Below are 14,037 nucleotides of genomic sequence, written 5' to 3'. Positions count from 1 at the left end.
TGTCCATCGTGTCTCATTTGATTCTCATTCCCGTATGTCTGATCGCGGGTTGGATACTCAAACGGGGGAGAATTTTTCCCGAAAACGCCGGATTATCTCTTGGGAGTTTTGTGATCTATGTTTCCTTACCTTCCTTGATTTTAGCGAATGTTCCAACGATGAGATTGGAAAGTTCTTTGATCTTTTTGGCGACGATGCCCTGGTTGATCTTCGGACTTTCGATCCTGTTCTTTGATTCGATCGGAAAATTCTTAGATTGGGATCGGGAAACAAGAATCGCCGTTACGCTTTGTTGCGGACTCGGGAACACGTCGTTTTTAGGACTTCCCGTTTTAAGAATGTTTTACGGAGAAGAAGTCACCAATTCCGTATTGATCATCGATCAGTTCGGCACCTTTCTTTGTTTGGCGATTCCCGGATTTATTTTAGCGTTGCGTTTCCTTTCCAAAAACGATCGGGAAAAAAGCGGAAGCCCTTTGAAATCCATTTTGAAAAAGCTCTTCACTTTCCCGCCGTTTCTTGCTTTACTTTTTTCGTTTTTCCTCAGACTTTTCACCATTCCGGAATCGATTCATTCCGTATTGAAAATCTTGGGAGAAACTCTGGTGCCGATCGCCCTATTTACCGTCGGATTTCAAATGGAACTTCCCGCCTTGGGTTCCCAAAACGAAAAGAACGAGAACTTCGTTCCACCTTTGATGATTGGCCTGATTTATAAGTTGCTTGTTGCTCCGATTTTGGTTTTTCTTGTGTATCGATTTTTCAACGTGAATCCGAGACATTTGAAAGTTGCGGTTTTGGAAGCGGGAATGGCTCCCATGATTACGGCTTCCATCGTTTCGATGCAGATGGGTTTTAGACCGGCGCTTTCCGCGGCGTTTCCCGGAGTAGGAATTCTTGTTTCGATTCCTACTTTGTTTATACTCTATTCTTTATTGGAGAATTTTTTCTGACTGATTTTTCAGACTCATTGATCGACCTCTTCTCCGCAGTCAAAACCGGAAAGACGGATGAAATCCAAAAACTTCTTTCTTCCATGGAAGGAGAACCCGTCCTCATAGATTGGCTGAAAGAATACCGGGACAACTACGGTTCCGGAGTTTTATCTTGGGCGGTTAAGAATTTGGATCGGGAATCGATCGAACTTCTTCTCGAAGCGGGAGCCGATCCCGACGAAACGAACGCGAGGGGAGAAACTCCTCTCTTAACTTCTTTGGATCAGGGAAACGAGGATTTGATTCGAATCTTTCTCGAAGCGGGAGCCGATTCCGGTAAAAAAGATTTTTCCGGGAACACTCCGCTTACAAAAGCGGTAAGCACCGGAAACTTGGAAATCGTGGAAATGGTTTTCGAAAACGAAAACGAAACCCCCGATCTGGAAGAAAGAAACGGAGAAGGATATACCCCGCTCCTTCTCGCGGTGGATCTCGGTCATCTTTCGATCGTGGAATATCTTCTGGAACAAGACGCGGATTTTTTAAAAAAGAATTCGGAAGGAAGAACCATTCTTCATTTAACTTCCCTTCACAACGATTACGAAATCCTGGATTTGTTTTTGGAAAAAGAAGAAACCAAAAGTATTCTTGAAAATCGGGACGCGGACGGAAACACCGCTTTATTGCTCGCGGCTTCGCACGACAGTGTGGAATGTTTGGAAAGACTTTTAAAGATCGGAGCGGACTTCTTAAAAGTAAACGCTTCGGGAAAAACCGGTCTCGAAGAAGCGGAAAGACAAAAGTATCATCATGTTTCTAAAATTCTAAAAAAAGTCCTGACCGAAAAACTTTTCGAAGCCGCCGAACACGGTGAAGACGATTTGTGCAAAACGATTCTTCGATTGGGAATTTCACCGAACGCGATCGACGCGGGAGGAAACACGCCCCTTCACGTCGCCGTGGTTCACGACCGGATTTCGACGGCTACGCTGTTGTTGAGTTTAAACGCTTCCCAGTTTCTAAAAAACTTGGAAGGAAAATCTCCATTAGATATCGCTAAAGAAGAAACAAAGGAAGAATTGATTCTTCTTTTGGAACCGGAACCCGAAAAGGAATGATATAGATTCCCGATTCGAAAAGGAATTTCGGATTAAACGAATCTCTTACTAAGAAGATCGAGCAATTCCTCCGGATCGTCGGATACGATCAAACCTTCCTTCGTTTCCGCGTCTAAAAAACCGTCGTCCACCATTCTCCCCAACTGTTTCAGCAAATAGTCGAAGTAACCGTTTACGTTGAGCAAGCCCAAAGGTTTTGAAATCAGTTTCAGCTGATTCCAAGTTGTGATCTCCACGAGTTCGTCCAAGGTTCCGATTCCTCCGGGCAACGCGATAAAGCCGGATGATTTTTCGTACATTCTAAACTTTCTTTCGTGCATGGAGGAAACGATCATGAGATCCTTAACCCGATCGTGTTTTACTTCTTTGATGGAAAGAAAATCGGGAATGATTCCGGAAACGGTTCCGCCCTTTTCCATCACCGCGTCCGCGATCGTTCCCATAATTCCGCAGGACGCTCCTCCGAATACTAAGTCGAAATTTTTTTCCACAAGCAAACGACCCAGATCCTGAGCCGTCTTCGTATAAACCGGATTGGTTCCCGAACGGGAACCGCAAAAAACACAAACTGCCGAATTGGTTGAATTCATAATCTCTCTTTTTAGTTCTATTCAATATGACTTTCAGGAACGTAAATTCTTTATAAAATCGTTCGTTCTATTTCTTTATTTTCATCGGAAAGAATTCTGTAACGTTTTTCTTTTTCTTAGCCCGGGAAAAAAATGTTTGAATTTAGGATTCTTTCGTCTTATCTATCTCTCACTCTTTAGAACCTATGAAAAAACGAATTCAAAAAACGATTCCCTTCCTTCTTACTATTTTTTTCCTTCTGTTTCAAATCGGCGCATCGAACGTGTTCGGCCAAGCAAAACCGATCGGGCCCGATCCGGACGTTTTGGAAAAAGAAGCCAACGAACTCGAGATCAAAGCGGGCAAGGCTCAGGATCCGGTCACGAGACAAAGGATGATTCTCGAAATTCAAAGAAAAAGAGCCGAGGCTTCGGAACTCAGAGATAAACTTCACGAACAGGAACTCGCCAAAACTCCGAAAGGAGCGACGTTCGAAATTTCGATTCTTTTCAACCAAGCGACTTGGGTTCCCGAATCTATAGCGAGAAGACAAAACGTTTCCATCAACGAAACGAACACCTTTCTTTATACGAGCGGGTTTTATCAAAACGTAAATTCGATCGCGAGGATCGGAGGATTCGACGCGCATCTCATCAACAACACGGGAAGTTTTTATTCCGATCCTCAGGGAAACACGAAGACCGCGTACCCGATTCGATTCTTATTCTTAACCGAATCCAAAAAGTTCGGAGTGGAAGGAACCTTTCTGGATTTTAGAATCAATCCTTCGTATTCTTCCCTGAACATAAATCCTTCTTCCGCAAACTTAAATCAGAGTTACAGCGTTTACGGACCGCAGCTCAGAAGAACGGATATTCAACTGAATCTTTTGTATTTTTTTGAAACCGGTTCGGGAACGAGAATCGGTCCTTCCGTCGGAGTCAGAAACTTGGACATCTATTCCAAAGAATACGGAAACTTACCGGGCGGTTTAGGTTTTGGAAACATGGAGGAAAAGGCCGGAGGTTTGGGTCCGCAGATCGGATTTAGAATCGTAAAAAAATTGAACAACTACTTTCAATTTCACGCGAACGCGGATTACTTTAAAACATTAGGAAAATATCATCTAAAGACCAACGCGACCACGTCTTACAACGGCGCTCAAAACTTTTTAGTCACCGAAACGGCCGGCTCCGCAGGAGAGAATCTCGTAAAACGAACCGGTTATCAAATCGACACGGGGGTTTCTTTTTCAAGAACGAGCTGGTTGAAGTTTACGTTCGGTTTTCAATATACGGAAATGAGATCGTCCGTGAGCGGTTACAACTACAACGCGAATCTTTTATTTCCCGATCTCGTAAGTACGACCGCTTTGAATACGATCACGAAACCGGTGGACTTAGCGACGACGAGACCCGCCTTACAAAAGGAAGTCATCGATACGTATTACGGATTTTATCTGGGAGTTACTTTAACGCTTTGAAAGAAAAGCGATCGGTTGCCTCGCGGGAACTCTTTCCAAGTTTCCGAGGCAACCGTTTTAGGAAGAATCTTACTTAACGGGAACGGGAGCTAATTTCATCCAACCCGCTTTTTCGATCAGAGAAAATCCGCCGAAAAGAACGGTGGTATAAAACAGATCGCCTAAGAGAGTATTCTGAAAGAAAGGAACCGCCATAATATAACACTGAACGAGTCCGTTTAAATCGTACGTATAATATCCCGCGAGCCATACGTAAAAGTTCGTAAGGATAAAAAATGCTACGGAACTTCCCAAAGACGTAAGAGCGATCTTTCCGACGGAAGAAGAAGTTCTCAACTGCCATCCAGCCACTACAACCAGAAGTGTCGTCGCGTAAACCGGCAACATTTGATCGTGGAACCCGAGAATCAAATCGCTGATAAACAAAGAGACGATCGGAAGAAACAGAGAAAGTTTCTTAGAAGCGAAATGGGCTCCCGCAAAAAGGGAAATCGCAAGGATGGGCGAAAAGTTAGCCGGGTGTGGAAAATAACGGCTTGCGACCGCGATTAGAATGAGTGAAAGAACGATAAAACTTTTTGAACGTACCATAAAGCGCCTAGAAAGTATTTTTTATTACTATACTTGAATTTTGCGGCTCCCGTCAATCCAATCCCAATCCAAAACCGACCGAAAAGGAGTGCAGAGTTGGCTCCCCGATAAAAAATTGGAACAAACCCCGTTCACTTTCGGAGAAAAACAATGCAGGCCAAATCGCTTACCGAAGAAATCGCCAAACTCCAAGAAGTAACTGCCGTTCTCCGGGGAGAAAACGGATGCCCCTGGGACAAGGAACAGGATCATCAAACGTTGGTCCCTTATTTAATCGAAGAATCCCAAGAAGTGATCGAAGCCGTGTTGAAAAAAGACGACGAGCTTCTTAAGGAAGAATTGGGCGATTTACTCTTCCAAGTCGTCTTTCACGCGAGAATTGCGGAAGAAAGAAACGCATTCGACTTAAGCGACATAGCCAAAGGCATTTCGGACAAGCTCATTTTCCGACATCCGCACGTATTCCGACCGGAAGAATTGACCCTTTCCTCTTCTCAAGAAGTCGTGGAAAATTGGGAAAAAATCAAGGACAAGGAAAAGAAGAAACCGACTTACTCGTCTATTTTTTCAAACGTTCCCGAGAATTTTTCGTCTTTGCTGAAAGCGGAAAAATACCAAAAGAAAGCCGCAAAGGTCGGATTCGATTGGAAGAACGTTGAAGACGTACAAGGAAAAGTTAGGGAAGAGATGGAAGAATTCTTAACCGAATTCGGTCGCGCAAAAGCGGACGGCTCCAATCAAGTGAGAATCGAGGAAGAATTCGGCGATTTACTTTTCAGCTTGGTGAACTTAGGAAGACATCTCGGAATTTCATCCGAATCCGCTCTCACAAGAACGAACGCAAAATTTAAAAAACGATTTCAGTACATCGAAGAAACCTTACAAGGCCGGGGCAAAACTCCGAACGATTCCGATTTGGAAGAAATGGATTCTCTTTGGAACGAGGCCAAAGGATTGGAAAAATGAACGGGCCGGGTTCGTTTCAAAAAAGAATCGAACAAACGGAAGGTTTGATTTCCTTTCTTTCCGAAACATTTCCGTTGGAACTTAAATCAAACGGGGAAGAATGGCCCCGCGAATATGAAATGATTCATTTGGAAAAAAGATACAAGGCAGTATTCTCCATTTTTGGCTCCTTTACTTTGATTCCTGCGGAAGCAAACAAGGTCGCGGGAACCTCTCCGATTTATTATCTCAGTTTGGATACGGATTCTTCCCAACAACTCGTTTGGACCAAACCGGACGGAGAAATCGCGAACGATCGTCCGCAAATTGTAGACGAATTAAAAAATCATATTCAAGTTTTTGAATCCGGAATTTCACAAATCAAACTCGGAGAGAAGCCGATTTGAAAGTACTCGTTTTGGATTCGGGCGCCACGGTAAGAAGAATCATTTCCTCCTTTTTTCCGGCGGAAGATTTCGAAATCGTGGAAGCGGGTTCCGCAAAGGACGGGCTCGATCTCGCGTTTCGGGAAAATTTCGATCTCATTACGATCGGAATGATTCTTCCCGACGCGGACGGCTTTACCGTTTGTAAAATCATTCGAAACAACCAACGCGACAACAAACACAGCGCATGCAAAAATTCTAAAATATATTTGATCACGTCCGGCGACATAGAAGCGAATCGCGCCAAATCTTTGGAATACGGCTTCGACGGGATTTTTCCGAAACCTTCCGGAATCGACGAGTTCAAATCGGTCATCAAAGAAATCATAGAACTCGCCTACGGCGCGGACATTACGAGTTCCAACGAAGCCCAGAAGTTCGGAAAAATTCTCATCATAGACGACTCCGAGCTGAACCTACTTTTACTCGGGAAAATTTTGAAAAAGAACGGCTATTCTTTCCAAGCCTTTACGGAAGGGAAAAAGGCTTTCGAATATCTTCGGGCTTCGACTGAGACGATCTCTTACATTCTTACCGATTGGATCATGCCGCATTTTTCGGGAGAAGAACTCGTGGAAGCGATTCGCAATGAGGATCGATTCGATAAAATTCCGATCGCGGTCATCACGGGATTGGAAGAAAACGCGGGATTGAACGTTTCCGTTCTTCAAAAGAACGTGCACGTTCTGCAAAAACCGTATTCCGAAAGAAAGATTCTCGAATACATTCGAAAAATTTAATTGAGTAAGGCGACGGATTTATCCGATCTCGATGGGAAATCGTTTTATTTCAGGTTCCGTTTTCGATCGTCGTTTCCATTCTTCGTTTTTCGTCCTTTTTAGTTCGACGCCGGAAATTGGATTTCTCGGATCACATCGGGATGGCAATCCGTTCTGAATTCTCCCGTAAAAGGTTTCAAACCTGAAAACCATTGTCCGTTTTCGTACTGCAAGTCGTTCCAATATAAGAACAACGTCGTATCGCCGAATTGATTGTTGAATTGAATTTGTTGGATTTCTCCGGTCGGAGAAGGCTCCTTAAAAAAAGTTTCTCCCGAAAAAGAGATCATCTGAATCTGATACGGCTCGGCCTTATAGGGAGTTCCTTCCTTTCTTTTATTGGAAGACTTTAACTTCCATCCGGTGATTTTGATTTTGGAAACTTCTTCTAACTTTAGAGATTTTGAATATGTTATATTACTTTTTTTGTGCTGAAACTTAAATTCAAGCGGCGGATTTTTCCAAAATCCTTCCACGTCGCGGCCGTCGCATAAAATCAATTTGACTTTCTTTTCTCCCTTCTCGTCGACTCCGGTTCCGGTTTGTTTTCCGGTTTCCCCTCTTGAATTGCGGGAATCTCCGACGGTCGGCTCGGTGGGTAATGTCGGTTCCTTAGGACCTTTTTGAGAATTGAGTGAAACAATGGAGAATAAAAAAAAGAAAACGAACCACCAAGGGGCCTTGGAAGAAAGAATCCGATTTTGAATCAAAGTCTTTGGGTTCATTGCGGTTTCGGTTTGAAGGTTGTTTAGAATTGGGGGCCGCGTGTGAGAGACCGAAAGGTCGCTCACACGCGGATTCTTCATATCGGAACGGTTAAAGTTTTTTCTGAATCGCTTCCATGAACTGAAAGGTATCCAGAGACTTTGCATTCGGATCGGTACAAAGAAGTGTCAAGTCCTTGGTCATCTGTCCGCCTTCGATCGTATCGATCACGGCCTTTTCCAGTTTTTGACCGAAAGCGACCACGTCCGGAGTTCCGTCCAATTCTCCTCTTTTAATCAAAGCTCCCGTCCAAGCAAAGATGGAAGCCACGGAGTTTGTGGAAGTGGTTTCACCTTGTTGGTATTTACGATAGTGTCTCGTTACCGTTCCGTGAGCGGCTTCGTATTCGAACTTTCCGTCCGGAGAAACGAGTACGGAAGTCATCAAACCTAAGGATCCGAATCCGGAAGCGACCATGTCACTCATCACGTCTCCGTCGTAGTTCATGAGAGCCCAAAGCATTCCGCCTTCGTTTTTCATGATCTGCGCGACCGCGTCGTCTATCAGATAATAGGAATATTCGATTCCCGCTTTTTTAAGATCTCCGGCCTTCGCTTTTGCAAGCTCGTCGAAAATCGCACGGAAACGCGCGTGATATTTTTTAGAAATGGTGTCTTTAGTCGCGAACCAAAGATCGATCTTTTCGGAGATCGCGTAATTGAAACAAGCCTGAGCAAAACTGAGAATGGATTTATCCAAGTTATGCTGACCCATGATCACACCCGCTCCGTCGAAGTCGTGGATCAATGCTCTTTGTTTTTCTTTTCCGTCTTTTCCGGTATAAACCAATTCCACTTTTCCGGCTTCGGGAATGTAAAGTTCGGTGTCTTTGTAAAGATCTCCGTAAGCGTGACGACCGACGGTAATCGGTTTTTTCCAAGAACGGACGGCGGGAGGAATGTTGTTTACGATGATCGGTTTACGGAAAACGGTTCCGTCCAGAATCGAACGAATGGTTCCGTTCGGAGATTTCCATTCTTGTTTGAGATTGTATTCCTTAACTCTGTCTTGGTTCGGAGTGATGGTAGCGCACTTAACGCCAACTCCGTATTTTTGAATCGCGTGAGCGGAATCGACCGTAACCTTATCGTCGGTCTTGTCCCGGTATTCTACGCCTAAATCATAATAGTCCAGTTCGATATCGAGATAAGGGTGAATGAATCGATCCTTGATTTCCTTCCAGATGATCCTGGTCATCTCATCCCCGTCAAGCTCCACAAGCGGGGTCTTTACCTTGATCTTTGCCATTGAATTCTCCTTTAAAATTTGCGATGATATAATAATAGAATATTATTCTGTTCTAAAGTCCTAACGGGTTATTGGGAAGGAAAATTCGGATTCTCCGTGATTTTCATAACGCCGTTTCTCAACCACGCGAGATTCTGCATTTCAAAATAATTGATGGCAACCGGAAGGGACACGATTCCGATCACCGAAAAATATCTGTATTTCAAGGAATCCTTCGAACTCAGACCCTGGATCGTTTTTTCCAAACGAACGAGAATTCTTTTCCAACGAAGAAAAAGAGGTTTTAACTCGGGATTACAATCCTCAAAAAAAAGTTCTTCGGCGCTTTGAGTGATGATTTCTTTAAGCCCGATCGGCAATGCGGGAGAACCGAATTGATCCCGAAAGCGGACGAGATCCTTTTCGATTTCTTCCTCGGATTGTCTCGCGATGGGAAGAATGGAACTGATTCCTACGGAAATAGGAAGAGAAACTCTGAGGAAAAAATCGCCCGCGACCATGGCTTGCAGAAAGGAACGAACCGATTCTCTCGGCGCTACCGAAAAATCGAGTTGCTTGGAACTAAAATTCTTAGTGGTCTGAATGATATATTGGGTGAGTTTGATTTTCTCTGTCCAAAATATAGCCAGTAGATCGGATTCCATAGTTCTGAATGATACTATTTTGATTTTCGCTATTTTAGCAAGATTTATTAAAAGGAACTCGCTTCAAAGCGGTAAGTCAAAATCCCTCAAAGAATATCCCTTCAGTTTAACATCAAATCGCCGTTTTCTTTAGGAAAATTCGTGACATATTCGTAAAATCGAAATCCGGCAAAAAAAAATTCAAATTTGAACCTCTTCGTTTCGACCTTTCGGAACCGCTTTCAGGGAGGATCAAAGATGAAAGACACAATCGATCTAAATCAAGGGGAATGGATGAAGCTGGTTTCAAAGAAGGAAGAATTCCGTCGCATCGTATCCACGTTAAACCGCTTCTACATTCCGAGAATTCCGTTTTCTAAGTTGAACGAAGGCCAAAGAATGAGGTTTCGTCTTGCGGAGAATCCAGTAAAAGACTTCGAAGTGTTTTTCAAAAAAAAACGAGAATGCGAGTTCCTCGTTTTCTTAAAGGTGGATGGTCGTTTCGAATCTTGGATTCATCTGGACGGAATTCAAGAAGAAAGGGATCGCTTTTTAAAAGAAGGAAAAACGGATCACGATATTTTTCAAATCATCTGCTTGTCCGATCTTTATGAAAACCATTGTGTTTTCGCAGAAGAGGAGGAAACGAAAACTCTGAAGGTCAAAGATTCTGCTTGATCATTTTTTTCCCGGGTTGAAGCATCTTTGAAATGTTCAGCCAAATCCGCTCGGAAAAAATTCGGTTTAGAATTCTGTCTCTTCCAACGTTTCGATTCTTTTTATCGTTGGTTTTTTGTTTTTCCTTTTATGGAAGCGGGGCTTTAAAGGCCGACGACGCGACGGTTCTCAAAAGAGCGGGTATTAAGGATTATTCTTTTCAACCTTATACGCAGGAAGGTTACTTTCAAGCCTGGAACTATTCTTATAAGGATGATAAAACTTTTATCTACGCGACTTTTTTGGTGAGCAACTTGGGGCCCGGAACCAAGAACTGCGGAATCAGTTTGGTGATTCATACTTTGGGAGAAGGAACTCAGTTTATCACCAAGGAATTCTCGGCAAAAGAATTAACCGCGGAAAAGGGAAAATTCGATCTCAAGATCGAAAACAATCGGATGTCCCTCAACCAAGAAGGAATCGAAATTCAACAAGATACGGAGAATATTAAGTTATTCTTATCCTTTAAATCGGATCTCAAACAGGGCGTTTCCCTTTCGGGCGGCAAACATACCGTCAAAGATCCCGGCGGTTTTGTTCAAGCGGATATGGCCTATTCTTTTCAATCGGCTTGGGGTTATTTGATTCAAGACGGAAAGAAAAAGGAACTGTTGGGAACGGGCGGCTTGGAACATCTTCTCACCAATTATGAAGTTTATAAGTACAGCCGAAGATGGGAGTTGTTTCGTTCCATCAACGGAAAGGAATTTCGTTTTTATACCGGCGGTTTTTTGGGGAACGATTCTTTTCCGGGCGGTTACTTTCGAACGGCGGCTTTGTTAAGTCCGGATGGAAAGACGGTCGTTTCCGGCAAGGTCACGAAGTTCGAAGTTTTGGACTCCGAAAAAGAACCCTTTTCGGGTTACGATCTTCCCGTTCGTGAAAAATTTTATTTTGAAGACGGTTGTTCCGCGGAGATCGTTCGCAAACAGTCCGTGGGAAGCATCAACGTGCTTTCGAATATTTCTTCGGTGCTTCGGTTTTTTATCCGTTTGTTTTTTGCCAAACCGTATCAAATTTATTCATTAGCGGATTTGAATGTTCAGTGTTCGGGTAAGAATTTACCCGCAGGTTCCACGGAAACTTTTAGCGGAATTCTTTCGTATTATCTGATCAATCCGTAAGACTTTAGTTTTTAGGAATCGAACCAGTCTCTGTAATCTAAAACGTAGAATGTGTCGGTCGGGTCGCATTCTAATCTGCGGACTATGTTGTTATTGAGTAGATCGAGGTGGAGGATATATCTGTAATTCTTGTGAAATGTGGGACCTCCTTCATTCATCGTATTCACGGTATAATCTCCGACTCCTACCTCATCCAACCAAAGAAGATAATTGAAAAGATAACAACGAGACACCCCATGCACGAGTGCGAGCATTCCTAAAAAAGCCCAACTCCCGGTGCTCAGTCGGACACTCACTCGACGCATCTTCTTCGCACCCGGACTCACCTGATACAATGTTTTCCGCGCATTCTTCCCTAACCGAGAGATCGCAGAAAGATATTTTCCGTACCTCCGCAAAAGAGCGGGAATTCTTTTCCCAAGAAGCCTTTGTTCCTCCGGACCATAACAAAGAAAAGTGGATTCAGGAATCAGAAGAGTAACCACTTCCGTTTTTCTCTCTTGAAGAATGGAACTAAGATTTTGATCCGAGTTTAAAAGAAGAATTCCCATATAAGGAACGGTTCTCAGACACGAAGGAAAAAATCGTTTTTAGAAAATTAAAATCGGAAAATTCAAAAAAGAAGCGCGTCGATCCTGTAGAGCTTTCAAAAAATCTAAAGTCCTCCGACATAACACAGAGCGGCAAAACGCAAACGCTACCGATCACTGACTACGCAGACAGACAAAAAACCCGCTGCTCCATAGCAATAGGCCCCGCCAGCTCGATCGCGACCGCCTTGCCCGACAAAAGACAAGGCCACAGCAACTACAACCGCCAAAATTCTCCCTTAAGCAGACTTAGCTTTTTTCCCTTTTCGGATCCCGATCAAAAGATTGAGATAATAAAGTCCGGTCAAAAAAAGCATCAACCAAGGAATCAAATTTCCATACTGAGTATAAAAAGTCGGGGGAGAATCGATCACATCGATCGTTTCAGAAAGCGCCTCTGCTTTCATCAAATCCGTTTTTTTATCTCCCACGAATCTTCCGAGATGATCGATGTTCGCGGAGATTCCGGAATTGGTGGAACGCACCATCCATCTTCGTAACTCGATGGTTCTCAATCGACCGAGTTCCATATGCTGATCGCTTTCGGTCGTGGTTCCATACCACTTGTCGTTCGTAAGATTTACTATAAACTCCGGATTTCCGGCCGTTCTAAATTCTCGGACAAACTCGGGAAGAATCACCTCGTAACAAATCAACGGAAGAAACTTACCGGATTCTTGAACTTCGGTTTTCGCGGGTTCGTAATAAGAACGGACGGCTTCGTGATTCAGATTCTCCGTATCAAGCCAACCTAAATGCAAACCTTTCGGCGCCTTTTCCTTATCCGCCGGAGAATAATAACGAATCAAATTATGAGTCAGGCCCGGTTCGAATCTTCCCGTTTGTTGACTGAGTTCGTAAAGAAAATCGAAAGGCATATATTCTCCGAACATCAAAAGAAATTTCTTTTGATACGCGTCCCTGCGATCTCCGTTCGGATCATACAATACGTTATTATTATAATATCTTAAATTACGAGCTCCGGGTTCTCCCTTATAACCGGCGTCGATCTCGTTAAAAAACACGTTCGCCTTATATCGATTCGCCAAAAGAAACATCAAAGAATCGAATCGATGCCAATAGAGCCTGCGCGCAACGGTCGTAACAGGAGTATTGTGCGCGGAAAAGAACGGAACACCCGCCTCGGGAAGAACGATCAGATCGGGCTTCTTTCCCATTTTCGCCACGCCTTCGTCCGTCAACTTCTCGATACGGGCCATAAGCGCTTCGATGGATTCTTTGACTTCTCTTCCGTCTCTAAAACTCAGAGGAGCGTCCGGTTGAATGATTAAAACGTTCAACGATTTGGAAGGTTTTACATTCTCCCATTTTTTATAAAGAATCGCTCCCGAAACGACGAAACTCAAGAGTAACAGCGCGGGCAACGCCACAAAACGAAGGTATTGTTTTCTCTTTTCCTTTGAGTTAATAATTTCTTTCCAATGCCATGGATTCGATTGAAACAAAGTATAAGAAACGACGAAGACTAAAAAGCTGATTCCGTAAACTCCGGTGATCTCGACATTCTGCGCGAGAAGAAGATTCCCGGCCGCGAGATTTCCCCAATACCAAGGAAACAACTGAGGACCGATCAACTCGGACAAAAGCCCGCAGAACCCCGCGACCCAAACCGAATGACGTCCGATCTTTCCCGATAAAAAGGAAAAACTCATCATAAAAATCGGAAACTTTAAACTGAATAAAAGTCCCGCAAAAAGAAGAATGAGAATCGCGACCACATACGGAAAATTCCCGAACGTAATCGACATATGAATGATCCAGTGAAACGAAATCGCATAAAAGACGACTCCGATGATAAGACCGTGGTAAAAAAGTTTTTTATACTTTCCGTGATATTTCAGACTCAACCAGAAAAGTCCGAAAGGCGCGATCCATACAAAATGACTGAGTGAAACGGGTGCGAACGCTAAGAAGGAAAAAAGGCCCGTCCAAAAATAACAAAAGATATTGAACCAGATTGTTTTCTGGAACTCTTGAAAACGATGATGTAAATTGTCCATGGATAAAACGTTCATCTCCTGATCGGAACGGGAAGTCAACAGAATTCAGCGGGAACGGTTGTTCCGATTACAATTCGATTGC

The 14,037-nt window shown here is 43.6% G+C and carries 15 protein-coding genes; 8 read left to right on the top strand and 7 right to left on the bottom strand.

Translation table 11 applies throughout. From position 1 onward, the window contains the following. Window positions 1-8 precede the first annotated feature (8 nt). Window positions 9-953 carry an AEC family transporter gene (locus LEP1GSC052_RS17895; protein ID WP_020986266.1) on the top strand — a complete coding sequence of 315 codons (945 nt, stop codon included), beginning with the start codon at window positions 9-11 and terminating at the stop codon, window positions 951-953. A gap of 83 nt (window positions 954-1,036) precedes the next feature. Beyond that, window positions 1,037-2,053, top strand: coding sequence for an ankyrin repeat domain-containing protein (locus LEP1GSC052_RS17890; RefSeq protein WP_040913681.1), 1,017 nt, complete (start codon window positions 1,037-1,039; stop codon window positions 2,051-2,053). Between the two features lie 32 nt (window positions 2,054-2,085). Here LEP1GSC052_RS17890 and LEP1GSC052_RS17885 read toward each other — a convergent pair whose 3' ends face one another. Further along, a complete protein-coding gene (locus LEP1GSC052_RS17885; protein WP_010572887.1) occupies window positions 2,086-2,643 on the bottom strand; it encodes an LOG family protein in 558 nt (185 codons plus the stop codon). A gap of 185 nt (window positions 2,644-2,828) precedes the next feature. On the opposite strand from LEP1GSC052_RS17885, the gene LEP1GSC052_RS17880 reads away from it, so the two are divergent. Continuing rightward, window positions 2,829-4,106 (top strand): LA_2444/LA_4059 family outer membrane protein, encoded by a 1,278-nt coding sequence (locus LEP1GSC052_RS17880; protein ID WP_010572888.1) that lies wholly within the window; start codon window positions 2,829-2,831, stop codon window positions 4,104-4,106. Window positions 4,107-4,175: 69 nt separating this feature from the next. Here LEP1GSC052_RS17880 and LEP1GSC052_RS17875 read toward each other — a convergent pair whose 3' ends face one another. Next, the gene (locus tag LEP1GSC052_RS17875) at window positions 4,176-4,697 is read right to left on the bottom strand and encodes a DUF6580 family putative transport protein (protein WP_010572889.1); all 522 of its coding nucleotides are present in this window, start codon (window positions 4,695-4,697) and stop codon (window positions 4,176-4,178) included. A gap of 150 nt (window positions 4,698-4,847) precedes the next feature. On the opposite strand from LEP1GSC052_RS17875, the gene mazG reads away from it, so the two are divergent. The 3 genes from mazG to LEP1GSC052_RS17860 are packed head-to-tail and all read left to right on the top strand — an operon-like array spanning window position 4,848 to window position 6,828. Beyond that, on the top strand, window positions 4,848-5,663 hold the full coding sequence (gene mazG / locus LEP1GSC052_RS17870; protein ID WP_010572890.1) for a nucleoside triphosphate pyrophosphohydrolase: 816 nt from the start codon (window positions 4,848-4,850) through the stop codon (window positions 5,661-5,663). Beyond that, the gene (locus tag LEP1GSC052_RS17865) at window positions 5,660-6,049 is read left to right on the top strand and encodes an LIC_13241 domain-containing protein (RefSeq protein WP_010572891.1); all 390 of its coding nucleotides are present in this window, start codon (window positions 5,660-5,662) and stop codon (window positions 6,047-6,049) included. The genes mazG and LEP1GSC052_RS17865 overlap by 4 nt, the downstream gene beginning before the upstream one ends. Further along, entirely contained in the window at window positions 6,046-6,828 is a 783-nt protein-coding gene (locus LEP1GSC052_RS17860) for a response regulator (RefSeq protein ID WP_010572892.1), read from the top strand. The genes LEP1GSC052_RS17865 and LEP1GSC052_RS17860 overlap by 4 nt, the downstream gene beginning before the upstream one ends. Before the next feature lie 98 nt (window positions 6,829-6,926). On the opposite strand, the gene LEP1GSC052_RS17855 is transcribed toward LEP1GSC052_RS17860, so the two are convergent. The 3 genes from LEP1GSC052_RS17855 to LEP1GSC052_RS17845 all read right to left on the bottom strand — a co-directional run bounded on the left by LEP1GSC052_RS17855 (window position 6,927) and on the right by LEP1GSC052_RS17845 (window position 9,524). After that, window positions 6,927-7,592 (bottom strand): hypothetical protein, encoded by a 666-nt coding sequence (locus LEP1GSC052_RS17855; protein WP_020986055.1) that lies wholly within the window; start codon window positions 7,590-7,592, stop codon window positions 6,927-6,929. A gap of 91 nt (window positions 7,593-7,683) precedes the next feature. Next, window positions 7,684-8,880 carry an NADP-dependent isocitrate dehydrogenase gene (locus tag LEP1GSC052_RS17850; RefSeq protein WP_010572894.1) on the bottom strand — a complete coding sequence of 399 codons (1,197 nt, stop codon included), beginning with the start codon at window positions 8,878-8,880 and terminating at the stop codon, window positions 7,684-7,686. 68 nt (window positions 8,881-8,948) lie between these two features. Continuing rightward, window positions 8,949-9,524 (bottom strand): hypothetical protein, encoded by a 576-nt coding sequence (locus LEP1GSC052_RS17845; protein ID WP_010572895.1) that lies wholly within the window; start codon window positions 9,522-9,524, stop codon window positions 8,949-8,951. Window positions 9,525-9,761: 237 nt separating this feature from the next. On the opposite strand from LEP1GSC052_RS17845, the gene LEP1GSC052_RS17840 reads away from it, so the two are divergent. Further along, window positions 9,762-10,181, top strand: coding sequence for an LIC_13246 family protein (locus tag LEP1GSC052_RS17840; RefSeq protein WP_020986525.1), 420 nt, complete (start codon window positions 9,762-9,764; stop codon window positions 10,179-10,181). 32 nt (window positions 10,182-10,213) lie between these two features. Further along, the gene (locus LEP1GSC052_RS17835) at window positions 10,214-11,344 is read left to right on the top strand and encodes a hypothetical protein (RefSeq protein ID WP_010572897.1); all 1,131 of its coding nucleotides are present in this window, start codon (window positions 10,214-10,216) and stop codon (window positions 11,342-11,344) included. An 11-nt stretch (window positions 11,345-11,355) separates the two neighbouring features. Here the strand turns inward: LEP1GSC052_RS17835 and LEP1GSC052_RS17830 are convergent, their stop codons facing one another. Both LEP1GSC052_RS17830 and LEP1GSC052_RS17825 read right to left on the bottom strand, forming a co-directional pair. Next, window positions 11,356-11,895 (bottom strand): DUF1564 domain-containing protein, encoded by a 540-nt coding sequence (locus tag LEP1GSC052_RS17830; protein ID WP_010572898.1) that lies wholly within the window; start codon window positions 11,893-11,895, stop codon window positions 11,356-11,358. Window positions 11,896-12,173: 278 nt separating this feature from the next. Beyond that, the gene (locus LEP1GSC052_RS17825) at window positions 12,174-13,955 is read right to left on the bottom strand and encodes an apolipoprotein N-acyltransferase (RefSeq protein ID WP_040913679.1); all 1,782 of its coding nucleotides are present in this window, start codon (window positions 13,953-13,955) and stop codon (window positions 12,174-12,176) included. Window positions 13,956-14,037 lie beyond the last annotated feature (82 nt).

This window comes from Leptospira kmetyi serovar Malaysia str. Bejo-Iso9 (genome assembly GCF_000243735.2).
GTDB lineage: Bacteria > Spirochaetota > Leptospiria > Leptospirales > Leptospiraceae > Leptospira > Leptospira kmetyi.
The sequence above is the reverse complement of the archived record's forward strand: the minus strand, read 5'-3'. Positions and strand labels throughout refer to the sequence as shown.